At 46.3% G+C, this 20,899-nt stretch carries 26 protein-coding genes; all 26 read left to right on the top strand.

Annotated features, from left to right (window positions below; genetic code table 11):
* Nucleotides 1–166 precede the first annotated feature (166 nt).
* The 26 genes from rplU (at nucleotide 167) to QZ176_RS02435 (ending at nucleotide 19,933) form a co-directional block, all read left to right on the top strand.
* Nucleotides 167–475, top strand: a complete 309-nt coding sequence (gene rplU, locus QZ176_RS02560; protein ID WP_040303368.1) for a 50S ribosomal protein L21 — start codon at nucleotides 167–169, stop codon at nucleotides 473–475.
* Between the two features lie 10 nt (nucleotides 476–485).
* Nucleotides 486–743 carry a 50S ribosomal protein L27 gene (gene rpmA / locus QZ176_RS02555; RefSeq protein ID WP_295151027.1) on the top strand — a complete coding sequence of 86 codons (258 nt, stop codon included), beginning with the start codon at nucleotides 486–488 and terminating at the stop codon, nucleotides 741–743.
* 110 nt (nucleotides 744–853) lie between these two features.
* Complete coding sequence (gene obgE / locus QZ176_RS02550) at nucleotides 854–1,909, top strand: GTPase ObgE (RefSeq protein WP_295151025.1); 1,056 nt, start codon at nucleotides 854–856, stop codon at nucleotides 1,907–1,909.
* Nucleotides 1,910–2,036: 127 nt separating this feature from the next.
* A complete protein-coding gene (locus QZ176_RS02545) occupies nucleotides 2,037–2,378 on the top strand; it encodes a hypothetical protein (RefSeq protein ID WP_295151024.1) in 342 nt (113 codons plus the stop codon).
* A 114-nt stretch (nucleotides 2,379–2,492) separates the two neighbouring features.
* Nucleotides 2,493–3,413 carry a methionyl-tRNA formyltransferase gene (fmt, locus tag QZ176_RS02540; protein WP_295151022.1) on the top strand — a complete coding sequence of 307 codons (921 nt, stop codon included), beginning with the start codon at nucleotides 2,493–2,495 and terminating at the stop codon, nucleotides 3,411–3,413.
* A gap of 364 nt (nucleotides 3,414–3,777) precedes the next feature.
* Complete coding sequence (locus QZ176_RS02535; RefSeq protein WP_295151020.1) at nucleotides 3,778–4,413, top strand: biotin--[acetyl-CoA-carboxylase] ligase; 636 nt, start codon at nucleotides 3,778–3,780, stop codon at nucleotides 4,411–4,413.
* Entirely contained in the window at nucleotides 4,410–5,201 is a 792-nt protein-coding gene (locus QZ176_RS02530) for an AAA family ATPase (RefSeq protein WP_177389424.1), read from the top strand. Before QZ176_RS02535 ends, QZ176_RS02530 begins: the two co-directional genes overlap by 4 nt.
* Nucleotides 5,189–6,052 (top strand): ParB/RepB/Spo0J family partition protein, encoded by an 864-nt coding sequence (locus tag QZ176_RS02525; RefSeq protein WP_295151018.1) that lies wholly within the window; start codon nucleotides 5,189–5,191, stop codon nucleotides 6,050–6,052. Before QZ176_RS02530 ends, QZ176_RS02525 begins: the two co-directional genes overlap by 13 nt.
* A 74-nt stretch (nucleotides 6,053–6,126) precedes the next feature.
* On the top strand, nucleotides 6,127–6,549 hold the full coding sequence (locus tag QZ176_RS02520; protein WP_295151017.1) for a F0F1 ATP synthase subunit B': 423 nt from the start codon (nucleotides 6,127–6,129) through the stop codon (nucleotides 6,547–6,549).
* Nucleotides 6,550–6,559: 10 nt separating this feature from the next.
* Entirely contained in the window at nucleotides 6,560–7,075 is a 516-nt protein-coding gene (locus QZ176_RS02515; RefSeq protein ID WP_295151015.1) for a F0F1 ATP synthase subunit B, read from the top strand.
* Complete coding sequence (locus tag QZ176_RS02510; protein ID WP_295151013.1) at nucleotides 7,075–7,605, top strand: F0F1 ATP synthase subunit delta; 531 nt, start codon at nucleotides 7,075–7,077, stop codon at nucleotides 7,603–7,605. The genes QZ176_RS02515 and QZ176_RS02510 overlap by 1 nt, the downstream gene beginning before the upstream one ends.
* An 11-nt stretch (nucleotides 7,606–7,616) precedes the next feature.
* A complete protein-coding gene (atpA, locus tag QZ176_RS02505; RefSeq protein ID WP_295151012.1) occupies nucleotides 7,617–9,131 on the top strand; it encodes a F0F1 ATP synthase subunit alpha in 1,515 nt (504 codons plus the stop codon).
* 12 nt (nucleotides 9,132–9,143) lie between these two features.
* Nucleotides 9,144–10,052, top strand: coding sequence for an ATP synthase F1 subunit gamma (atpG, locus tag QZ176_RS02500; RefSeq protein ID WP_295151011.1), 909 nt, complete (start codon nucleotides 9,144–9,146; stop codon nucleotides 10,050–10,052).
* Nucleotides 10,053–10,063: 11 nt separating this feature from the next.
* Nucleotides 10,064–11,461, top strand: a complete 1,398-nt coding sequence (gene atpD / locus QZ176_RS02495) for a F0F1 ATP synthase subunit beta (RefSeq protein WP_295151010.1) — start codon at nucleotides 10,064–10,066, stop codon at nucleotides 11,459–11,461.
* 10 nt (nucleotides 11,462–11,471) lie between these two features.
* Nucleotides 11,472–11,876, top strand: coding sequence for an ATP synthase F1 subunit epsilon (gene atpC, locus QZ176_RS02490; protein WP_295151009.1), 405 nt, complete (start codon nucleotides 11,472–11,474; stop codon nucleotides 11,874–11,876).
* Nucleotides 11,877–11,878: 2 nt separating this feature from the next.
* Nucleotides 11,879–12,454, top strand: coding sequence for a MotA/TolQ/ExbB proton channel family protein (locus QZ176_RS02485; protein WP_005869630.1), 576 nt, complete (start codon nucleotides 11,879–11,881; stop codon nucleotides 12,452–12,454).
* Nucleotides 12,454–12,852: a biopolymer transporter ExbD gene (locus QZ176_RS02480; protein WP_005869629.1), complete on the top strand. Its 399-nt coding sequence runs from the start codon at nucleotides 12,454–12,456 to the stop codon at nucleotides 12,850–12,852. The genes QZ176_RS02485 and QZ176_RS02480 overlap by 1 nt, the downstream gene beginning before the upstream one ends.
* Nucleotides 12,845–13,813 carry a TonB C-terminal domain-containing protein gene (locus tag QZ176_RS02475; protein ID WP_295151008.1) on the top strand — a complete coding sequence of 323 codons (969 nt, stop codon included), beginning with the start codon at nucleotides 12,845–12,847 and terminating at the stop codon, nucleotides 13,811–13,813. Before QZ176_RS02480 ends, QZ176_RS02475 begins: the two co-directional genes overlap by 8 nt.
* A gap of 18 nt (nucleotides 13,814–13,831) precedes the next feature.
* On the top strand, nucleotides 13,832–14,245 hold the full coding sequence (locus QZ176_RS02470) for a hypothetical protein (RefSeq protein WP_295151007.1): 414 nt from the start codon (nucleotides 13,832–13,834) through the stop codon (nucleotides 14,243–14,245).
* Nucleotides 14,242–15,489: a Tol-Pal system protein TolB gene (gene tolB / locus QZ176_RS02465; RefSeq protein ID WP_177389413.1), complete on the top strand. Its 1,248-nt coding sequence runs from the start codon at nucleotides 14,242–14,244 to the stop codon at nucleotides 15,487–15,489. The genes QZ176_RS02470 and tolB overlap by 4 nt, the downstream gene beginning before the upstream one ends.
* Nucleotides 15,490–15,544: 55 nt before the next feature.
* Nucleotides 15,545–16,018: an OmpA family protein gene (locus tag QZ176_RS02460; protein WP_177389412.1), complete on the top strand. Its 474-nt coding sequence runs from the start codon at nucleotides 15,545–15,547 to the stop codon at nucleotides 16,016–16,018.
* 1 nt (nucleotide 16,019) lies between these two features.
* Nucleotides 16,020–16,838 (top strand): tetratricopeptide repeat protein, encoded by an 819-nt coding sequence (locus tag QZ176_RS02455; RefSeq protein WP_295151006.1) that lies wholly within the window; start codon nucleotides 16,020–16,022, stop codon nucleotides 16,836–16,838.
* Nucleotides 16,839–16,888: 50 nt separating this feature from the next.
* The gene (locus QZ176_RS02450) at nucleotides 16,889–17,539 is read left to right on the top strand and encodes an FKBP-type peptidyl-prolyl cis-trans isomerase (protein WP_295151005.1); all 651 of its coding nucleotides are present in this window, start codon (nucleotides 16,889–16,891) and stop codon (nucleotides 17,537–17,539) included.
* Nucleotides 17,540–17,547: 8 nt separating this feature from the next.
* Nucleotides 17,548–18,492, top strand: coding sequence for an ACP S-malonyltransferase (fabD, locus tag QZ176_RS02445; RefSeq protein ID WP_295151004.1), 945 nt, complete (start codon nucleotides 17,548–17,550; stop codon nucleotides 18,490–18,492).
* On the top strand, nucleotides 18,489–19,187 hold the full coding sequence (locus QZ176_RS02440; protein ID WP_295151002.1) for a 5'-methylthioadenosine/adenosylhomocysteine nucleosidase: 699 nt from the start codon (nucleotides 18,489–18,491) through the stop codon (nucleotides 19,185–19,187). The genes fabD and QZ176_RS02440 overlap by 4 nt, the downstream gene beginning before the upstream one ends.
* Nucleotides 19,184–19,933: an ATP-binding protein gene (locus QZ176_RS02435; protein ID WP_295151000.1), complete on the top strand. Its 750-nt coding sequence runs from the start codon at nucleotides 19,184–19,186 to the stop codon at nucleotides 19,931–19,933. Before QZ176_RS02440 ends, QZ176_RS02435 begins: the two co-directional genes overlap by 4 nt.
* Nucleotides 19,934–20,899 lie beyond the last annotated feature (966 nt).

The following is a 20,899-nucleotide window of genomic DNA, read 5'->3' as shown; positions in this document are numbered from 1 at the left end:
AAAATAAATCCGAGCCCTTGAAATTTGAAATTTCGCAGGAATTTTGCGAGGCGTTTCAGTAGGAATTTATAAAATTTCGGATAATATTCAAAGTTTCATACCAAACGGGCTTTTAAATTTTGCACGGCAAATGCCTTTTTGGCTACCAAATTTTAAAGGATTTTTGATGTATGCTATCATCAAACACGGCGGCAAGCAGTATAAGGTCGAAGAGGGTAACTACCTAAATTTGGACCATTTTAATGCTGAGCCGAAAGCAAAGCTCGAGCTTAGCGAAGTTTTAGCGCTAAACGACGGCGAGTTAAAGGTAGGAGCACCGTTCGTAAAGGGTGCCAAGGTGGTTTTGGAGGTCGTTTGCGAAGGCAAGGATAAAAAAGTCGTTATCTTCAAAAAACGCAGACGCAAAGATTCAAAAGTAAAACGCGGCTTCAGACGCCAATACACCCGCGTCAAAGTCGTTTCGATTAACGCATAAAGGATAGGAAATGGCACACAAAAAAGGTCAGGGCTCAACCCAAAATAATAGAGATAGTATCGGACGCCGCTTAGGCGTCAAAAAATTCGGCGGCGAGTTCGTTCGCGCAGGTAACATCATCATCCGCCAGCGCGGCACTGCGACGCACCCAGGCAGCAACGTGGGCATGGGTAGCGATCACACGATTTTCGCGCTGATCGACGGCGTCGTAAAATTTGAGCGAAAAGACAAAAATCGCAAAAAAGTATCGGTTTATCCCGCTGCGTAATTGCCGCTAAAATCTTCGGGGGCGCAAGCCCCTCTTTTAAAATTTCATCCGTTTAAAAATTATCTTCAACTCATTTGGCTATAATTGCCGTTTTAAATTTAAGGATAGCTATGTTCATAGACAGCGTAAAGCTTAGCGTTAAATCAGGGGGCGGCGGCGCAGGTTGCGTTAGCTTCCGCCGCGAAAAATTCGTCATCTCGGGCGGTCCCGACGGCGGCGACGGCGGCGACGGCGGCGACGTGTATTTCAAAGTCGATAAAAACTCCCATACCCTCTCATCCTATAAGGGCAAGCGGGAGTTTAAGGCGCAAAACGGCGCGCCCGGCGAGGGTCGCAAAAAGACCGGTAAAAGCGGCGAGGATCTCTATCTCATCGTCCCTCCCGGCACCAGCATTTACGACGAGGATAGCGGCGAGCTGGTGCTTGATATGCTAAACGACGGCGAAACGAAGCTGTTTTTGCAAGGCGGCAAAGGCGGGCTTGGCAACGTGCACTTTAAAAGCTCGATCAATCAAGCTCCCGAATACGCGCAAAAAGGCCTAGAGGGCAAGACGCGCGAGGTGAGACTGGAGCTAAAACTCATCGCAGACGTTGGACTCGTAGGCTTTCCAAACGTCGGTAAAAGCACGCTAATCTCGACCGTCTCAAACGCCAAACCTCAGATCGCAAACTACGAGTTTACCACGCTTACGCCAAAGCTCGGCCTCGTCGAGGTGGACGAATACAGCGGCTTTGTCATGGCCGATATTCCGGGCATTATCGAGGGCGCAAGCGAAGGGCGCGGGCTTGGCGTGCAGTTTTTAAAACACGTCGAGCGCACTAAAATTTTACTTTTTATGCTCGATCTTGCGAACTACCGCAGCCTTGAGGAGCAGTTTGACGCGCTGAGGGCCGAGACGGCGAAATTTTCAGGAGAGCTAGCAAAAAGAGATTACGCGATCGCTCTAACTCGCGCGGACGCGGCCGAAAATTTGCAGGAAAAATTTGACGCTTTTTTGTCGCATTTGGGACTTGCGGGCACGGCTGGCGAGATGAAATTTAAACAAGATATTTATGAGTTTGACGCCGCTAAGCCGTTTTTCGTGATGCCGATCTCCTCGGCGACGGGACAAAATATAAACGAGCTAAAATTTAATCTGCTTGAGCTGCTTAAAAAGGAGCTGTAGATCGCGCCAAAAGCCGCGCCGCAGAGGGCTTTTGCGAACGTAGGTCTTAAGCGCGTCCGAATATGCGGGTAAATTTTATGTTTATCGCTCGCAAACGCCGCAAAAAGATAAAATTTAAGAAGGCGAAATGAATAAAATTTTTATTCTAGTATTTTTATGCTTTGGCGCATACGGTTGCGATCCCGCCGATCCGGTGCCGAATTTTATGGACTTTAACGACAAGGATCACGACGGCGCACTGAGCTTGCAGGAGTGGATGGCGAGCGAGGTGCCGCCTGGGCTGAGAGTAGAGCTAAATCTGCGCTCAGGCTCGGAATTTAAGAGGCTCGATGCTAATCGTGACGGCAAGATTAGCCTTGACGAGCTGGGAGCGAAACCGTCTGCAAAGATTTATTGGTCCGAAGATCCGTGCGCTTTTTGGCCTTGGCCGGACGGATCCGAGGATAAAAATCAATCCGCCGTCAAATAAGGCGCACGAGCGTGAACCAGGGTTTACCTCATGGTCTGCGTAAAATTTATTGCGAGCACGATTGCGCCCGTATGATCGCTCGCGCCGTGATGTGGCTAAATTTAAAGGAAAAGAATGAATATAGTTTTTATGGGAACGCCCGAGTATGCGGCTAAAATTTTACGCGCGCTTGCGGAGGCGAAATTTGAGATCGCAGCCGTCTTTACGCAGCCTGATAAGCCCGTCGGCAGAAAACAAATTTTAACTCCTAGCGAGGTTAAAGTTTACGCGCAGCAGTATCTGCCTGCCGTGCCGATCTTTCAGCCTGCGAGCTTAAAAGACGAAGCGGTTGTAGCGCAGATAAAAGAGCTAAAGCCTGATTTTATCGTGGTTGCCGCATACGGTAAAATTTTGCCGCAAAGCGTCCTTGACATCGCGCCTTGCATAAACCTGCACGCTTCGATCCTGCCTAAATACCGCGGCGCAAGCCCCATTCAAAGCGCAATCTTGGCCGGCGAAATGCAGACGGGCGTGACGGCGATGCTGATGGATGCGGGGCTTGATACGGGCGATATGCTTGATTTTGCCTATACGCCTTGCGAGGATAAAACGGCGGCGCAGCTGTTTGACGAGCTGGGTGATCTAGCGGGCGAGCTGATAGTGCGCGTGCTGCGAAATTTTTCGAATTTGACGCCGCTTAAGCAAGAGGGCGTGCAGGCTACGCACTGCAAAAAGATAAGCAAATCTGACGGGCTTTTTGGCTTTGAGGAAAGCGCGGAGCAAATTTATAATAAATTTCGCGCGCTGACGCCCTGGCCCGGGATCTATCTATCTAGCGGGTTAAAAATTTTAGAACTAGAGCTTTTGCGCGAATCTTGCGGGCGTAAATTTCAGCGCGCGGGCGAAATTTTGCGCGCCGATAAGACCGGCTTTTGCGTTTCTTGCAGCGAGGGCGCGGTTAAGATCATAAAGGTGCAAGAGCCCGGCAAAAAGCCAGTGGACGCTAGTGCGTATCTAAACGGCAAGCGGCTAAAGATCGGCGATTTGCTATGCTAAGCGAGATTTTAAATTATCGCGTTTTGTGCCACGCTTTCGGGGTCGCGGCGAAATTTTGCTCCAGGTACGGTCGTGAAGTAAAATTTTGCCGTGCGGAATTTCGAAATGAAGCTCCAAAACCAAAGCTTTATAAAATTTTAAAACCTCACTTCTATGCTCTAAAATTTTACGCTCACAGGAGCTTGAAATTTCGCCGCCGCAGTTGCGGACTTTACAGCGCTATACCGAACACGCACAGTTTAAAATTCTATAATCGTGCCGCAGAATTTTTGCGCGATAAAGCCTTAAAATTTTATCGCAGTGTGGAATTTAAACACTTGCGATATTGTAAGGCGAGCACTTTGTCTTACGCAAGGAGCAGGTTTTGCAAGTAAAATTTGTAGGGCAAATGCCCTCCACGCAGGAGTTTTTGGTGGGCGCCGTGCGCGAAGGCAGGATAACGCCGCCTTTTGCGATCGCCGCAAATCGCCAAAGCGCCGGTATCGGCTCGCGCGGCAATGATTGGGAGGGCGTAAGCGGCAATCTCGCATTTTCGTTCTGTGTCGCGCAGAGCGATCTGCCCGCAGATGTGCCGCCGCAGTCGGCAAGCATATATTTTGCGATGATTATGCAAGAATTTCTCGCATCGCTCGGTTCGCAGCTTTGGCTTAAATGGCCTAACGATTTTTATCTAGGCGAGCGTAAAATCGGCGGGGCGATGACGAATAAGATCAAAAATACCCTCATCTGCGGCATCGGCATGAACTTACTCGGCGCGCCCGAATATGCGGGAATTTTAGATATAAAAATCAGCGCAAAAGACGCTATAGAGGGCTTTTTTGCGCTATATGAAAATAAAATCTCGTGGAAGCAAATTTTTAGAAATTTTTCGTTACAATTCCAAAAATCGCAAAAATTTAGCGTTCATCTAGGCGGCGAAAAAATTTCACTCGCGCAGGCTAAACTTTGCGAAGACGGATCGATCATAATAAATAAAGAAAGGGTTTATGCTTTAAGATGAGTGAAGTAATTACGATTGCCAATCAAAAAGGCGGCGTCGGAAAGACGACCACAGCGGTCAATCTCGCTGCGTCGCTAGCGATAAAGAAAAAGCGGGTCCTACTGATTGACGTAGACCCTCAGGCGAACGCTACGACCGGACTTGGCTTTAACCGCAGTGACTTTGAATTTAACATTTATCACGTCTTAACAGGGCGTAAGAGCATGTCCGAAGTGATCCAAAAGACCGAACTTGAGTTTATGGATCTGGTGCCGTCAAACATCGGACTTGTAGGCATCGAGCGCGAAGTAAGCGAAGAGAAAGACTTCAAACTGATGCTAAAAAATAAAATTTCCGAGGTTAAGGACAGATATGATTTCATTATCATCGATTCGCCGCCGACGCTCGGTAGCATTACGGTAAATGCCTTGGTCGCAAGCGATAGCGTCATCATCCCGATTCAGTGCGAATTCTATGCACTTGAAGGCGTCGCGCTGATCCTAAATACCGTAAAAGTTGTCAAGCAAACGCTTAATAAAAATTTAAAAATTCGCGGATTTTTGCCTACGATGTATAGCTTGCAAAACAACCTCGCCAAAGAAACAGTCGCGAATTTACGCGAATATTTCGACGATAAGCTCTTTCGTATCGGTAAGAGTGATGATCTAGTCATCATCCCGCGCAATATCAAGCTAGCCGAAAGCCCAAGCTTTGGCAAGCCGGTGGTTTTATACGATATAAAATCTGCTGGTTCCATCGCCTATCAAGATCTCGCTAAATCCATAATGGAGCAAAAATGGGCAAGGTAAAAAGAGCGCTCGGGCGTGGGCTCGGTGCGATTTTAGACGACGTAGAAAGTTCTTATAACAGGGAGCTAGAAAGCGGAAATGCCGATAGCTTAGTTATCGAAATCGATGTCGATAAAATCGAGCCAAATCCATATCAACCGCGTCAAAGCTTCGATGAAGAGGCACTTAGGCAGCTAAGCGAGAGCATTGCCCGTCACGGGCTTATTCAGCCTATCATTGTTATTCAAAAAGATGATTCTTACGTCCTTATCGCCGGCGAGCGACGCCTAAGGGCGACGAAGCTTTTGGGCGAAAGTAAAATCAAAGCCGTAGTCGCGGACATAAAATCTCAAAATTTAAGAGAGCTTGCCCTCATCGAAAATATCCAGCGCGAGGATCTAAATCCTATCGAGCTTGCTAAGTCCTATAAAGAGCTCATCGGCGAATACAGGATCACGCAAGAGGAACTCGCCGACATCATCAAAAAGTCCCGCACGCAGATTACCAACACGCTAAGGCTTTTAAATTTATGCTCCGAAGTGCAAGATGCCATAAGCGCAGATAAAATTTCGCAAGGGCACGCCAAGATAATGGTTGGGCTCGAAAAAGAGGATCAAATTTTAGCGCTAAACACCATTTTAGGACAGCGCCTAAGCGTAAGAGATACCGAAACTTTAGTAAAAAAGCTCAAAGATAAAACCGTTCCGAAAGAGAAAAAGTCTGGCTCGGAATTTCAAAACTTCAAGCCTGAACTTTTAAAGCTAAAGGCTAAGCTTGATCAATTTGGTAAAATAAGTATCAAAGAGCGTAAAATTTCGATTGAATTTAGCGAAATTTTACAAATTTCCGAGTTTTTAAAGAAAATCGGATGATTTTTTATAGTGTATTTTAATTTTTCATATTGTAAAATACGCATTTTGTTTAAAACTAACCTAGAGGAGGTGCGATGCTAGACGTAAGTTTGACCGCCATGATAACGACCATCGTCGTATTTTTAGCTTTGATTTACTTCTTGAATATCAAGCTTTATAGACCGCTGCTTTTGCATATGGAAAAGCGAGAGGCTATTATTAAAGAAGATGAGGCAAATGCGATGAAAAATGCACAGGATGCAGATGCCGATAAAGTAGAGATCGTAAGAATCATGGATGCTGCGAAATTGCAAGCTGTTAAAATAAAGCAAGAGGCGATGGATGGTGCGAAGCAGGCTGCCGCCAGAGAAATAGCCGAGAAAAAAACCGCAATGGAAGAAGATTTTGATCAATTTTTAGGCGGTTTGGATGAGCAAAAGCGCAACCTAAGAAATGATTTGCAAGCCAAAATTCCGGAATTTAAAAAAGCTCTAAGCACTGCCGTGGCTAAAGTATGAGGATTTCAGTATGAAAAAATATCTATTTTTATTTATAATTCCCGCGCTTGTTTTAGCAAGCGGTGGGCACGATGGAGTCAAAGACTACGACGTGCTGTGGCGAAGCATAAATTTCATTTTGTTTTTCGGAATTTTGCTTTATCTTTTAAAAGGTCCCGCAAAAGCAGCATATCAAGGTAGGATCGACGGCATCGCATCTAGGCTTGAAGCTAATCAAAAAATTTTAAAAGAGTCCGCAGCTCGTAAGGAGCAAGCTAAAAAAGATCTGCAAGATGCCAAGGTTCAAGGCGCAGCTTTAATCGAAACCGCTAAAAAAGAGATCGTGTTCGCTGCCGAAAAGATAAAAAATGCGACCGAGCAAGAGATTGCGAATTTGCAAAAATCTTTCGACGAACAGAAGAGCTTTGAGGCGCGTAAGATCAAAAAAGAGGTCGTAGGCGAGATTCTGGATGATATTTTTGCATCGGATGACATTAAATTCGGTCAAGAAAAACTGGTTAAAATCGTAGAGAAAAAGGTCGGATGATGATAAATAACACCTCAAAAAGATATGTAAACGCCTTAATACTGAACTATAAAAAAGATGAACTAGGCTCTGTTTTGCAGACGCTCGAGAGCGTCGCGAGTGCATTTAGAATTCCAAAATTCCAAGATATTGTAAAATCCCCGACGCTAAAAGAGGAATCCAAAGTGGAACTTATTGCGTCGTTTATAAAAAATCCAAGCGAAAAAATCGTAAATTTTATTAAACTTTTAGCTAAGAATAGACGTATTGCGCTGATCCCGCAGATAGTCGAGGAACTGCGCAAGAATATTGCAGCACTGGATAATAAATATTTGGGTAAAATTTATTCTGCTACCGAAATAGATGCCGCGAAAATAAAAGAGCTAGAGGCCAAAATTTCAAACAAATTTAATGCAGATATTACTCTGCAACCCGTTAAAAGCGAGCTTGAAGGCATTAAGATCGAAGTAGAGGATCTTGGATTTGAGATTAGTTTTTCAGTTGATAGATTGAAACAAAAAATGAGCGAATATATTTTAAAAGCAATTTAAAGGAGTAAAGCGTGGGTGCGAAAATTAAGGCAGACGAAATCAGCAGCATAATCAAAGAACGAATCGAAAATTTCGATCTTAGCGTTGATATCGAAGAAACCGGTAAGGTCGTTTCGGTCGCAGACGGTGTTGCTAATGTTTACGGCTTAAAAAACGTAATGGCTAACGAGATGGTCGAATTCGAAAACGGAGCTCGTGGTATCGCGTTAAATTTAGAGGAGAGCAGTGTCGGCATCGTTATTTTAGGCGATACTAGCGGTATTAACGAAGGTAGTAGCGTTAAAAGGCTGGGTAAGCTTTTGCGCGTTCCGGTAGGCGATGCTCTAATAGGTCGCGTGGTAAACGCTCTAGGCGAGCCGATCGACGGCAAAGGCGCGATAGAGACTAGCGATACTAGATTTGTCGAAGAAAAGGCTAAAGGCATCATGGCTCGTAAATCCGTCCATGAGCCACTTCAAACCGGTCTTAAAGCGATAGACGCGCTAGTGCCGATCGGTCGCGGACAGCGCGAGCTCATCATCGGCGACCGCCAAACAGGAAAAACCACCGTTGCTGTTGATACCATCATCAATCAAAAGGGCCAGGATGTCATTTGCATATACGTAGCAATCGGCCAGAAGCAATCTACCGTCGCACAAGTCGTTAAAAAGCTTGAAGAATACGGCGCGATGGATTATACGATCGTAGTTGCAGCCGGTGCTAGCGAGGCGGCTGCGCTTCAGTATTTGGCACCGTATTCGGGCTGCACCATGGGTGAGTATTTCAGAGATAACTCCCGCCACGCGCTTATCATCTACGATGATCTTAGCAAGCATGCGGTCGCATATCGCGAGATGTCGCTTATCTTGCGCCGTCCGCCAGGACGTGAGGCGTATCCTGGCGACGTATTCTACCTGCACTCTCGTTTGCTTGAACGTGCTAGTAAGCTAAGCGACGCACTCGGTGCAGGCAGCCTAACGGCGCTTCCTATTATCGAGACGCAGGCAGGCGACGTTTCGGCATATATCCCTACAAATGTCATCTCCATCACCGACGGTCAAATTTTCTTGGAGTCTGGTTTGTTTAACTCGGGAATTCGTCCTGCGATCAACGTGGGTCTTTCGGTTAGCCGCGTCGGCGGTTCCGCGCAGATTAAAGCGATCAAAAAAGTCTCGGGAACCTTGCGTCTGGATCTTGCTCAATACCGCGAACTTCAGGCGTTTGCGCAGTTTGCGAGTGATTTGGACGAGAGTAGCCGTAAGCAGCTGGATCGCGGACAAAGAATGGTCGAAATTTTAAAGCAACCTCCTTATTCGCCGCTTCCGGTCGAAAATCAAGCAGTGATCATCTTTGCAGGAAGCCGCGGATTTTTAGACGATTTGCCTACGAGCTCAATTGGCGAATTCGAAGCTGAGCTCTATCCGTATATCGAGGCAAAATATCCTGAAATTTTTGAAGAGATCAGAAGTAAAAAGACCATCGAGAAGGATTTGGAAGAAAATTTAATCAAGGCTCTAAATGACTTTAAAGCGACCTTTGCCGCTTAAAAAGGCTAAATTATGGCAAATTTAAAGGATATAAAGCTACAGATCAAGAGCGTCAGAAATACGGAGAAGACTACCAAAGCTATGAAGCTGGTCTCCAACGTCAAGCTTAAAAACACTAAAGAAGCGGCGATGCGCTCGCGAGCTTATGCGGTGAAGATTAACGAGGTCTTGGGTGAAATTTCTGCGCGCGTTAAAAATTACGTAGGCAATAATTCAGGCAACGACGAAAAACTTAGAATTTTTGATACCACTCGAGAGGTAAAGGTGGTTGATTTGCTGTTTATCACCGCAGATAAAGGGCTTTGCGGCGGTTTTAATATCAACACCATCAAAAAGATCAAAGCTTTGATCGAGGAGCTTAAAGCTAAAAAGATCAAGGTTCGCCTTCGCGCCGTCGGCAAAAAGGGGATAGAGTATTTTGATTTTCAAGGCATTGAGCTTTTGGAGCGATATATCGGCGTGAGCTCATCTCCATCGTCCGGGAAAGCTAACGAAATCGTCCAAGCCGCAGTTAAGGATTTTAACGAAGGTAAAACTGACGAAGTTATACTTATCCATAACGGCTATTTAAATATGATCTCTCAGGAGATGCGCGTAAATACGCTGGTGCCAATCGGTGAGCCTGCGATTAGCGAGGATGCTTTAAAAACATCTACATTGGAAGTAGAGGTTGAAAGCCCTGAGGACGAAGAAACATTGATGTTAAATTTAATCCAGAGCTATCTTAGCTACAGCATGTATTACGCGCTGATAGACTCTTTGGCAGCGGAGCACTGCTCTAGAATGAACGCTATGGAGAATGCGACAAATAACGCCAAGGAGCGCGTATCGCAGTTAAATTTAGCATACAACAAAGCCAGACAAGGCTCTATCACGACTGAGCTTATCGAGATCATAAGCGGCGTCGAATCAATGAAATGAAAGGAAAACGGATGAAAGGAATAATTTCTCAGGTAATGGGTCCCGTGGTCGATGTCGATTTCAAGGACTACTTACCAAAGATTAATGAAGCTATCGAGGTTAAATTTGACGTCGAAGGCGCTCATCGCAGGCTGATTCTAGAGGTAGCCGCGCACCTTGGAGACAATCGCGTCCGCACGATCGCTATGGATATGAGCGATGGACTTAGGCGAGGGCTTGAGGCTACGGCTCTTGGCGCGCCTATTACAGTGCCTGTGGGCGAGAAGGTCTTGGGTAGAATTTTTAATGTCACGGGCGATCTGATCGACGAAGGCGAGGATGAGAAATTTGAAACCCGCTGGTCGATCCACAGAGATCCGCCTAGCTTTGAAAACCAAAGCACGAAGAGCGAAATTTTTGAAACTGGCATTAAGGTAGTCGATCTGCTCGCCCCTTACGCAAAGGGCGGCAAGGTAGGCCTATTCGGCGGCGCTGGCGTCGGTAAGACCGTCATCATCATGGAACTGATTCACAACGTCGCTTTCAAACACAGCGGTTACTCCGTATTTGCGGGCGTCGGCGAGCGAACGAGAGAGGGAAACGACCTTTATAACGAGATGAAAGAATCGGGCGTTTTGGATAAAGTCGCCTTAACCTACGGTCAGATGAACGAGCCGCCGGGGGCGAGAAATCGCATCGCGCTAACCGGTCTTACGATGGCTGAGTATTTCCGCGACGAGCTTGGGCTTGACGTTTTGATGTTTATCGATAATATCTTTCGTTTCTCGCAGTCGGGTTCGGAGATGTCCGCGCTTTTAGGACGAATTCCGTCCGCGGTCGGCTATCAGCCTACGCTTGCTAGCGAAATGGGTAAATTACAAGAGCGCATCACTTCTACAAAGAAGGGCTCCATCACCTCCGTTCAGGCTGTTTACGTACCTGCGGACGACCTTACTGACCCTGCACCTGCGACCGTTTTCGCGCACCTTGATGCGACAACCGTTTTAAACAGAGCGATTGCCGAAAAAGGAATTTATCCTGCCGTCGATCCGCTTGATTCGACCTCAAGAATGCTTGATCCGCAAATTATCGGCGAGGAGCATTACAAGGTCGCTCGCGGCGTTCAAGCAGTACTTCAAAAATACAAAGATTTGCAAGACATTATCGCGATTTTGGGTATGGACGAGCTTAGCGAAGAGGATAAGCTCGTAGTCGAGCGCGCTAGAAAGATCGAGCGCTATCTATCTCAGCCGTTTTTCGTAGCCGAGGTATTTACCGGAAGTCCGGGCAAATATATCTCGCTAGAGGAGACTATTGCTGGCTTTAAGGGAATTTTAGAGGGCAAATACGACGATCTGCCGGAGAATGCCTTTTATATGGTAGGAAATATCGACGAGGTAGTAGCAAAAGCTGAAAAGATGAAAGCATAGGAATTTTAAGATGAAAGAATTTTTGCTTTTAGATATCGTTACGCCCGAAGGGATGGTCTTTTCGGGTGAGGTCAAATCCGTCCAGCTCCCCGGCATTACTGGCGAAATGGGTATTTTGCCAGGGCATGCGAGCTTGCTAACGGGACTTAAAGACAAAAGCGAAGGTGGAGTCGTTGAGATCGTAGATAAAGACGGCAAAAAGCAGCTTGTTTTGGTAAACGACGGATTTTTGGAAGTTACCGAAGAAAAAACTACTATCCTAGCCACTCAAGCCGTAGCTATCGGAGGTAATAGCGAAAGCGCCGTAGCGAAGTCTTTGCAGCGCGCCAAAGATATGCTTGCGTCCATTAGCTCTGATGCGGCAAATTCCGCAGCGATCATGGCTAGAGTCGACGAATTCGCAAGGCAAAGTTAAATATGCTAGATCTAATTTTAAGTTATTTTACGAGAAGCACGTTTATTACGATATTCGTGCTTTCTTGGCTATCCGTCTATTTTGTCGTTACTTTTACGATTTTGATCTCCAGATTTGTAGGGCTTAGTGCGTGGCAACACCGCGAAGCAAAGGCACTCGAATCCTTGCTGATGGGTGGTAGGATTTCGCTTTCGGGCTCTATTTTTCAAAAAGTAAATACCGATAAAATTTCAAAAGAGGCCTTGGAAATTTATAAAGGCAAAGCCGAACGCGACTCGACTAGCGGACTTACCTGGCTATCTATAGTCGCCTCTACTTCGCCGTTTATCGGGCTATTTGGTACAGTCGTTAGCATACTTCACACATTTTCCAAGCTTGGCGGCGGAAATTCCGGCATTGATACCATCGCTCCTGCGATCAGCGAGGCGCTGGTTGCCACAGGATGTGGAATTTTTGTAGCGATCCCCGCATATACCTTTAGCTTACTTATAAAACGCAAAGCATACGAAGTTATGAGTATCATAAATCGTACGGCAGATATTTTGCTATTTAAAGCAAACACTGGAAAAGCCATTTAATGTATAATTTCGACGAAAATCCAGAGTTAAATATCACTCCGCTCGTCGATATTATGCTTGTTTTGCTAGCGATTTTAATGGTCGCGCAAACGGCGATTATCTACGATGAGAAGATCGAACTGCCTAGTGGCTCAAAAGCACAGGTTTCGGAAAATACCGCGGAATTCTTGCTTGTGCGTATCGGCGAAGATCGCAAGGTTTATATCGACAAAAGCTCGATGAGCCTAGCTGAATTCCCGGATAATCTCGTGCTGCTTAAAGGCACCGGCAAGTATAGCTTGGAAAAACCCGTCTATATCCAAGCCGATAAGAGACTTGTTTACGACGATGTAATGTTTGTTTTAAAGAGCCTAAAGCAGGCGGGTTTTACAAAAGTCGCACTTCAAACAAATGGCTAATTATTCAAATTTTACGGGGGTTAAATACGATAATTTTAAATCGTTTTTAATCGCCCTTTTTGCCTATCTGCTGGTGATTTTTGTTCTTTTATATCAAATTTCAAAGCCGCAGGAAAAATTTAAAAAATATACTGACAATCCCAACGATTATATGGATGTTACTTTTGATTTCGAAATAGATGATAAACTTCCGTCCGCGCCTGAAATCGCTAAAGAAACAAAGCAAGGCGAGTTTGACAATAAAAATGTGAAGGATGTGCCGGAGGATAAAATTAAGACTACGGCGCAAGTAGTCCCGCCTCCTCCGGTGCAGGCAAAGCCGAAAGAGCCCGAAAAGCCGAAGCCAGAACCTAAAAAGGACGAGCCTAAAGCTGAGCCCAAAAAAGAGGAGCCCAAGCCTGAGCCTAAGTTGGAAAATAAACCTTCCGAAAAAGTAGTAGAGAAAAAAGAGGAAGCTAAGCCGGAGCCGAAAAAAGAGGAAAAACCGAGCTTGAGCGATCTTTTTTCGGATACTACTAAGGACAATAAGAAGCTTGAGGAGAGCGCTAAAGCTAGCGACGCCGTTCAGAGTAACAAAAAGTCCGATAAAGAAACCGCCACCTCTAGTGCTAAGGATAAAGCAGCATCTAAAAATGCTGTCGTTAAATCCGATAAACTTGGCGGTAGGACGCAAAGGACGGGTGAGTATAACGCTTATTACGGCGCTATCGAGAAGAAGCTTCAAGTTCTATGGAGCAGATATGTAGCGACCGCGAAGGACGACGCAAGGATTAAGATAGTCTTTGGCGCAGATGGGCGAGTGACGGATTATACTATTATAGAGTTGGGGCGAGAGACGGAATTTAACCAGAAGTTGCGAGATTTTTTGGATAATCTATCGACTCAGACTTTCCCGAAGTCTCCCGACGGGGCGTCGCACGAGATTGATACTAGGATGTCCGACGTGATGAAGACAAATTAGAATTTTGTAAGGAAAAAAGTGAAGAGACTTTTTTGTATTTTTGCGTTTTGCTGTATGCTTTTTGCAGAAGATGCGGATTCTACTAAAAATTCTACCTCTTCAAATTTAAACATTGAAATTCAAAATTCCTATAAGATTGAGATTTATTATAATGATGTTAAAAAACAGCTGGGTTATTTGTGGCGGGCGCAAAAAATGACCCCTGCTGAAGGTAGGGTGCTGCTCAACGTAAGCTTAAGTGCTGATGGGAAAGTTATTGATTATAGCACAGATTATTTGGAGGGGGATGAAATATTCCGCAAAAAACTTAAGAACTTTTTGGTGAGGCTTCCGAAACAACGCTTTGCAAAAGTGCCAGACAACAAGCCTCGTAAATTTGGGATTTTTTTAAAATATAATGTTAAATCAGATCAAATTAAGGAGAAAAGATGAAGAAATTACTTTTGATTCTTGCATTTTGTAGTAGCATTTTCGCGGCAGATGCGACTATGTCTATCGTAAACGAAGGGGTAAATCTCCCTAAAATCGTTGTTCAGGATGCATCGAACCTTGCGAATTCAGAATTTGGCAACAAATTCTTTAAACTTATGGTGGGCGATCTAAAGGTTGGCGCGACTTTTGAAGTCAGCGACGAGTATCTACAAAGCAGCTATGATGCGGGCGCTTCCGACAATCTAGGCTCTAGCGGTGCCGCTCTGATCGTGCGCTACGCGGTAAGTGATAAAAGCTCGCCGATGAGCCTAAAAGCCAAAGTACTTGAAGCGAACAGCGGCAGGGTGATGTACGAGAAAAGCTTTACGCTTTCAAATGCCGAGAAATATCCGTTTTTAGCCCATATGGCGGTATCCGAGATCGTCAAGCAGTTAGGCTATTCAAACGTCGATTGGATGAAGGAGATGATTTTGCTATCGCGCTATACTTCGACGCGCGAGAGCGAGATCATGGTGGCTGATTATACGCTTACTTACCAGCAGGTTGTGCTTCGCGGCGGATTAAATATCTTCCCTAAATGGGCAAGCGCAGCGCAGAACGAATTTTATTACACCTATTACGTCAATAAAAATACGCCCGCTATCTATAAATTTAATCTATCCAACGGTAGCAAGAGTAAAATTTTTACCGGTCATGGCATGACGATAGCTTCAGATGTAAGCGCCGACGGCAGAAAGCTTCTAATCACCAATGCGCCTAAGGATCAACCCGATATTTATTTGTATGATATAGCCTCGGGCAGCGCTAAGCAAATTACCGATTACGCTGGCATTGATGTAAATGGAAATTTTATCGACGGCGATTCGCGCGTGGCTTTTGTGAGCGATCGTCTGGGCTATCCAAACGTATTTGCCACTAGCATAAATGGCGGCAACGTTCAGCAGCTCGTCTATCACGGCAAAAACAATAACTCCATCAGCACAAATGGCAATTACGTTACTTACTCTAGTCGCGACGGCGGGGGCGGATTTAATATATATTTAATCTCTACTCAAACCGATATGATTCGCCAGTTAACGGCTAGCGGCAAAAATATGTTTCCTAGATTTTCTAGCGATGGCGGCAGCATTATGTTTATCAAGCAAGACGGCAGCGGAAGCTCGGTAGGTATTATCAGAGTTAACGAGAATAAAAGTTTCCAATTTCCGTTAAGAGTGGGTAAAATTCAATCGGTTGATTGGTAAAATATTAAAAAATCTCGTGATATAATGACTTCAATTTTTTTTGAAAGGATAGAAAATGAAACATTTAGTTTTATCTTCGATAGCAGTTGCTGCTCTATTATTGAGCGGTTGTTCTAAAAAGACCCCAGAGGCCGATACTACAAGCACAAGTGATGCAGATAGACTAGCTGCTTTGGCATCTCAGATCCAAAGTGAAGTTGGCACTGTTTATTTCGACTTTGATAAATTTAATATTAGAGCCGATCAACAAGGCACAATCAATAATAACGCAGCTCTATTCAACCAAGCAGGCGCAGAGTCTCTAACTGTTAAAGTTGAGGGTAACTGCGATGAGTGGGGTTCTGATGAGTACAACTATGCTCTTGGTCTAAAGAGAGCTACTGCAGCTAAAGACGCATTGGTTGCTCAAGGCGTAAATGAGAGCAGAATTTCCGTAGTAAGCTACGGTGAGAGCAATATGGCTTGCACAGAGCATTCTAAAGAGTGCGACGCTCAAAACAGACGCGACGAATTCAAAGTTGGATTCTAATTTGAAATTTAAAAATTTCACGGTGGCGGCTCTTTTGGGAGCTGCCACTTTTTTAAATGCAGAAACTTCCGCATTTGATGCTGGCAATATTGATTCAGGCAGCTCTTACGGGTTAACTGAAAACGAACAAGTATTGCGCGATAACCGCAAGCGTATAAGCGAGATGCAAACTAGTGTAGATAATACACGCGAGAGCGTCGAAGGCTTGCGAAGTGTCCTTGAAGGAACAAATTCTAAAATTTCGAACCTGGAAAACAGGGTAGCGGATCTAGAAATTCGCGCTACGGGCAAGAGCCAAGGTAACAGCGAGCTAGACCAGATGAAACGAGACATCGCTGCTATAAAAGCCCAAATCGCTGAAATCAATAAAAAATTAGGTAGCGGCGGCAGCGTAAAAAAAAACGCTGAATTAGACGCAGGTACTGCTTCAGTCCCTGCTAGTACAAAATCAGACTCCGATTTTAAATCAAAAGATCAAGCTTCAGTATTGAAAGAGGCTGACGCTTTATATGCCAAAAAAGACTATTCCGGCGCAAAAGAGCGCTATAATTATTTAGTATCTAAGAACTACAAGCCCGCTAAGGCGAACTATATGCTGGGCGAAATTTCATATTTTTCCGGCTCATACGCAGAAGCGATAAACTACTATAAAAAGAGCATCTCGCACAATGAGAGCCAAGACTACACCCCAAAACTTCTTTATCACACCGCGATCAGCTTCGATAAGATTGGCGATAAAGACAGCGCAGATAAATTCTACAAAGCGCTAAAAGCTTCATACCCGGATTCCAAAGAAGCTAAAGCCGCGCCCACTAGATAACCTAAATTTAAATACAAAATCAAAAATAAAATTTTAAATAGGAGAAAACTATGGCTAACAACCGAGTTATAAAGATGCATTATGAGCTAAAAGACGGTAAAACCGGCGAAATTTTAGAATCAAATTTAAACTCCGACCCGATTGCCTTTCTTAGCGGCAAAGATCAAATCATCCAAAAACTGGAAGATGAAATTTTAAATCTACAAGCAGGCGAGAGCAAAACGGTTCGCATAAGCCCGAGCGACGGGGTCGGCGAGTATAAGCAGGACGCCGTGCAGATCCTACCTAAAGAGCAGTTTGCGGGCATCGACCTGGTCGTTGGTATGGAGCTTTTCGGACAGGCGGAGGACGGCGCGACTACCCGCGTGAGCGTCAAAGCTATCGGCGAGCAGGACGTTACTATTGACTTTAACCACCCGTTTGCGGGCAAGGAGCTGGAATTTAATATAAAGATCGTCGAGAACCGCGAAGCGACGGCGGACGAAATTCTTACCGGGCAGCCGGAGGGTGCGCACAGCTGCGGCTGCGGACATAACCATCATCACGAGGGACACGAGTGTTGCGGCGGACACGGACACGATCACGCGGAGGATCACGAGTGTTGCGGAGGTCATGGGCATGCAGACGGTCATGAATGCTGCGGAGGTCACGATCACGGAAAAGATCACGAGTGTTGCGGCGGGCACCACCACGAGCATTAGGATTTTTTATGAAATTTGCTTTTATCTTCCCAGGACAGGGCTGCCAAAGCGTAGGCATGGGCAGGGAGTTTTACGAAAACTCCGCCTCTGCGCGCGCGCTTTTGGATGAGGCTTCAGGCTTTACGGGCATCGATTTTAAAAATTTACTGTTTGAACCTAACGACAAGCTCGACGTTTCGGAATTTACGCAGCCTGCGATTGCATTAAATTCCATGATGGTGCTTGCGGCGCTGCAAGAAAGAGCGGATCAAGAAAAGCTTAACATCGCTCCGCAGTTTTTACTCGGACATTCGCTGGGCGAGTTTAGCGCGCTAAGCGCTGCGGGAGGCATAGAGCCGAAGCAGATGCTAAAGCTCGTAAATATTCGCGGCAGGCTCATGCAGAGCGCCTGCGAGGGCAAAGACGCAGGAATGATGGTGATCTTAGCTCTTGCTGACGAGGCGGTTGAAAAAATTTGCGCGGATGCGAGAAGCGCCGGTAGGCAGGTTTGGGCGGCGAATTATAACTGCGACGGGCAGATCGTAGTCGCTGGCAAAAAAGATGATCTCGCAGCACTCGAGGGCGAGTTTAAAGCCGCGGGCGCAAAGCGCGCAATGCTACTAAATATGAGCGTCGCAAGCCATTGTCCGATGCTAGGGAGTGCTAGCGACGAGCTTTTGGAATTTTTGCGCCCTGCGCTAAAAGAGAGCTTCGCTCCTGTCGTCGCTAACGCCACCGCGCGCGCATACAGGGCGAAATCCGAAGCGCTGGAGCTGCTTAAAGCCCAGCTTATCAGTCCCGTGCTTTACAAACAAAGCATCAAAAATTACGAGGGCGAGACGGACTGCTTCGTCGAGTTCGGCGCGGCAGTTTTAAAAGGTATAAACAAAAAGATCACGCAAAAGCCGACCTTCAGCATCACGGATCTTGCGAGCTTAGACGAGTTCCTGAAATTTGCAAAGGAGAATAGATGAAAGTTGCGATCTTAGGCGCTATGCCCGAAGAGATCGAGCCGCTGCTATCCGCACTGCGCGAACGAGGCGTGAGCGTGGAGGCCGTGGATCATGCGAATAATAAATTCTACGCCGCTAAGCTTAACGGCCACGATCTAGTGATCGCATATTCGAAGATCGGCAAGGTAAATTCCGCCCTAACCGCTACGGTTATGATCGAGAAATTCGGTGCGCGCGCGCTCATTTTTACGGGCGTCGCGGGGGCTTTGAAGCGCGGCATTAAGATCGGCGAAATTTTATACGCCACCTCGCTCGTGCAGCACGATCTTGATATCACGGCATTTGGGCATCCGCACGGATTTGTGCCGGGAAGTAAAATTTCGGTCCAAACCGACGCGAAGCTAAATTCCATAGCGCAAAGCGTCGCCGAGCAGCTAGGCATCACGCTAAAATCGGGCATCATCGCTAGCGGCGATCAGTTCGTAAGCGGCGAGGAGCGCAAGAGTTGGATCGAGCGGACGTTTGACGCGAGCGCGGTCGAGATGGAGGGAGCGAGCGTGGCGCAGGTGTGCGACGCGCTGGGCGTACCGTTTTGCGTGCTGCGCGCGATAAGCGACGAGGCGGGACACAAAGCCGAGTTCGACTTTGACGAGTTTATGGTAAAAAGCGCGCAGACGAGCGCAAATTTCGTCCTAAAAATGATCGAAAGGTTATGATAAACCTCTCCAAAAAACTACTTCGCCGTGTCGGACAAACCAACGCCAAATACCAGATGTTCGAGCGCGGCGATAAAATTTTACTAGCTCTTAGCGGCGGCAAAGACAGCATGAGCTTGGCGCACGTGCTGAAGCACTTCCAAAGCGTAAGCCCGCTAGATTGGGAGTTTAAAGCCGTTACCGTCACCTACGGTATCGGCGAGGACCTGCGCGAGATAAGCGCCCATTTTAAAGAGCACGAGATCCCCTACGAGATAATCGATACTAAAATTTTTGAATTCGGCAAGGAAAAGATCCGCGCGAACACCACGTTTTGCAGCTTTTGCTCGCGTATGAGGCGCGGATACATCTACTCCTACGCGCTCGAACACGGCTTTAATAAGATCGCCATCGCCCACCACCTCGACGACGCCGCGGAAAGCTTTTTTATGAATTTCACCTTCAACGGCGCGCTGCGCACCCTCGCTCCGCGCTACGTCGCCGAAAACGGGCTTGTGATCATCCGCCCGTTCATTCTCACGCGCGAGCGCCAAATCGCCGCCTGCGCCAGAGATAACGAGCTTCCGATCATGCGCGAGGAGGAGGTTTGCCCCGCGAGGCAATACGGCGGCAAGGAGCCCACTGCGCGCGCCGCTACGAAGGAGCTTTTGGCGCAGTACGAAAAGGCCCATCCGAGGTTTTTTATCAGTCTACAAGCCGCCTTTGCCAACATCCACGAAGAGACCTTTTTCGAGCCTAAATTTTAAAATTTTAAGCGGTTTGATCTCTCTGTTAGAAAAGCCCGAGCATAGCTTTTGTGGGGACGGAGACTTCGTACGCTCGGTTCGATTTTTTGGCTTGAATGGGCTTGATACACGCGGAGCGGTTGTCCTTCCTGCGCTCGAATGAGCCGCGAGCCGCAGCGCGAGCGGTTGGCTTACTGCGTTTAAATTGCAGCACAAGTGATTACGCTTCTGCGTCCGAAGCTGTACACACGAGCTTAGGCTGTGCGCCCGAGCGGTTACGCCCTCTGTACCCGAGAAGCTACGAGCGAAAGCGGGTTACGCCGCCTGTATCTGCTTTTTCGAAACGCTTGCGGTTGCTTTCGGCGCTGTACTCTCGTCATACTCGGGTGCCGCTCAAGCGAGCTTTATGGGCGAGCTTTAGGAGGCTTGCAAAGTTTGCGCGAGAGACAGTTTTAGAAATTTCATCTCAAAAAATGCTTTAGAAATTTAATCCCGTAAAATTTTAAAATTTTATCGGAGGCTTCCTTTCGGGCTGCGGGTGCGGACTCGATCGTCGTGCACCGTAAATTTAAACCGCCCGCTCCGCAAAAGATTGTTTTAGAAGTTTATTCCGCAAAATGTTTCTAAAATTTTACCTCGCAAAATTTCAAAATTTTAACGAAGCCGAATTCAAAATTCCGGCGGAGCCAAATTTTAAAATTTCAAAGCAACCGAATTTTAAAATTTAGCAAAGCCGAATTCTGAAATTTTATCGTAGCCGAATTCTCGCTCTCATTCCATAAACGTTACCTTTTGAAATTTATCCGCTTGCGCCGGGTCAAATTTCACTCCGCTTCAAAGCCGCTTCAAACCTCCGCTGTCGCGCGCGTAGATTAAATTTTAAAATTTCGCGGGCGCCGCATTGCTTCTCAAATTTACACACCGCAAAATTTTAACCGATTTTCGCTCCGAAATTTATGCCGCATTAATCGCCGCGGATATATAATA

Source organism: uncultured Campylobacter sp. (assembly GCF_905373215.1).
Lineage (GTDB): Bacteria > Campylobacterota > Campylobacteria > Campylobacterales > Campylobacteraceae > Campylobacter_B.
Note: the sequence above shows the minus strand (reverse complement) of the source record. Positions and strands in the feature narration are given on the sequence as shown.

Coding starts and splice junctions, on each gene's coding strand:
- rplU (WP_040303368.1), top strand. CDS start 167: ATGTATGCTATCATCAAACACGGCGGCAAGCAGTATAAGGTCGAAGAG.
- rpmA (WP_295151027.1), top strand. CDS start 486: ATGGCACACAAAAAAGGTCAGGGCTCAACCCAAAATAATAGAGATAGT.
- obgE (WP_295151025.1), top strand. CDS start 854: ATGTTCATAGACAGCGTAAAGCTTAGCGTTAAATCAGGGGGCGGCGGC.
- QZ176_RS02545 (WP_295151024.1), top strand. CDS start 2,037: ATGAATAAAATTTTTATTCTAGTATTTTTATGCTTTGGCGCATACGGT.
- fmt (WP_295151022.1), top strand. CDS start 2,493: ATGAATATAGTTTTTATGGGAACGCCCGAGTATGCGGCTAAAATTTTA.
- QZ176_RS02530 (WP_177389424.1), top strand. CDS start 4,410: ATGAGTGAAGTAATTACGATTGCCAATCAAAAAGGCGGCGTCGGAAAG.
- QZ176_RS02525 (WP_295151018.1), top strand. CDS start 5,189: ATGGGCAAGGTAAAAAGAGCGCTCGGGCGTGGGCTCGGTGCGATTTTA.
- QZ176_RS02520 (WP_295151017.1), top strand. CDS start 6,127: ATGCTAGACGTAAGTTTGACCGCCATGATAACGACCATCGTCGTATTT.
- QZ176_RS02515 (WP_295151015.1), top strand. CDS start 6,560: ATGAAAAAATATCTATTTTTATTTATAATTCCCGCGCTTGTTTTAGCA.
- QZ176_RS02510 (WP_295151013.1), top strand. CDS start 7,075: ATGATAAATAACACCTCAAAAAGATATGTAAACGCCTTAATACTGAAC.
- atpG (WP_295151011.1), top strand. CDS start 9,144: ATGGCAAATTTAAAGGATATAAAGCTACAGATCAAGAGCGTCAGAAAT.
- atpD (WP_295151010.1), top strand. CDS start 10,064: ATGAAAGGAATAATTTCTCAGGTAATGGGTCCCGTGGTCGATGTCGAT.
- atpC (WP_295151009.1), top strand. CDS start 11,472: ATGAAAGAATTTTTGCTTTTAGATATCGTTACGCCCGAAGGGATGGTC.
- QZ176_RS02485 (WP_005869630.1), top strand. CDS start 11,879: ATGCTAGATCTAATTTTAAGTTATTTTACGAGAAGCACGTTTATTACG.
- QZ176_RS02480 (WP_005869629.1), top strand. CDS start 12,454: ATGTATAATTTCGACGAAAATCCAGAGTTAAATATCACTCCGCTCGTC.
- QZ176_RS02475 (WP_295151008.1), top strand. CDS start 12,845: ATGGCTAATTATTCAAATTTTACGGGGGTTAAATACGATAATTTTAAA.
- tolB (WP_177389413.1), top strand. CDS start 14,242: ATGAAGAAATTACTTTTGATTCTTGCATTTTGTAGTAGCATTTTCGCG.
- QZ176_RS02460 (WP_177389412.1), top strand. CDS start 15,545: ATGAAACATTTAGTTTTATCTTCGATAGCAGTTGCTGCTCTATTATTG.
- QZ176_RS02450 (WP_295151005.1), top strand. CDS start 16,889: ATGGCTAACAACCGAGTTATAAAGATGCATTATGAGCTAAAAGACGGT.
- fabD (WP_295151004.1), top strand. CDS start 17,548: ATGAAATTTGCTTTTATCTTCCCAGGACAGGGCTGCCAAAGCGTAGGC.
- QZ176_RS02440 (WP_295151002.1), top strand. CDS start 18,489: ATGAAAGTTGCGATCTTAGGCGCTATGCCCGAAGAGATCGAGCCGCTG.
- QZ176_RS02435 (WP_295151000.1), top strand. CDS start 19,184: ATGATAAACCTCTCCAAAAAACTACTTCGCCGTGTCGGACAAACCAAC.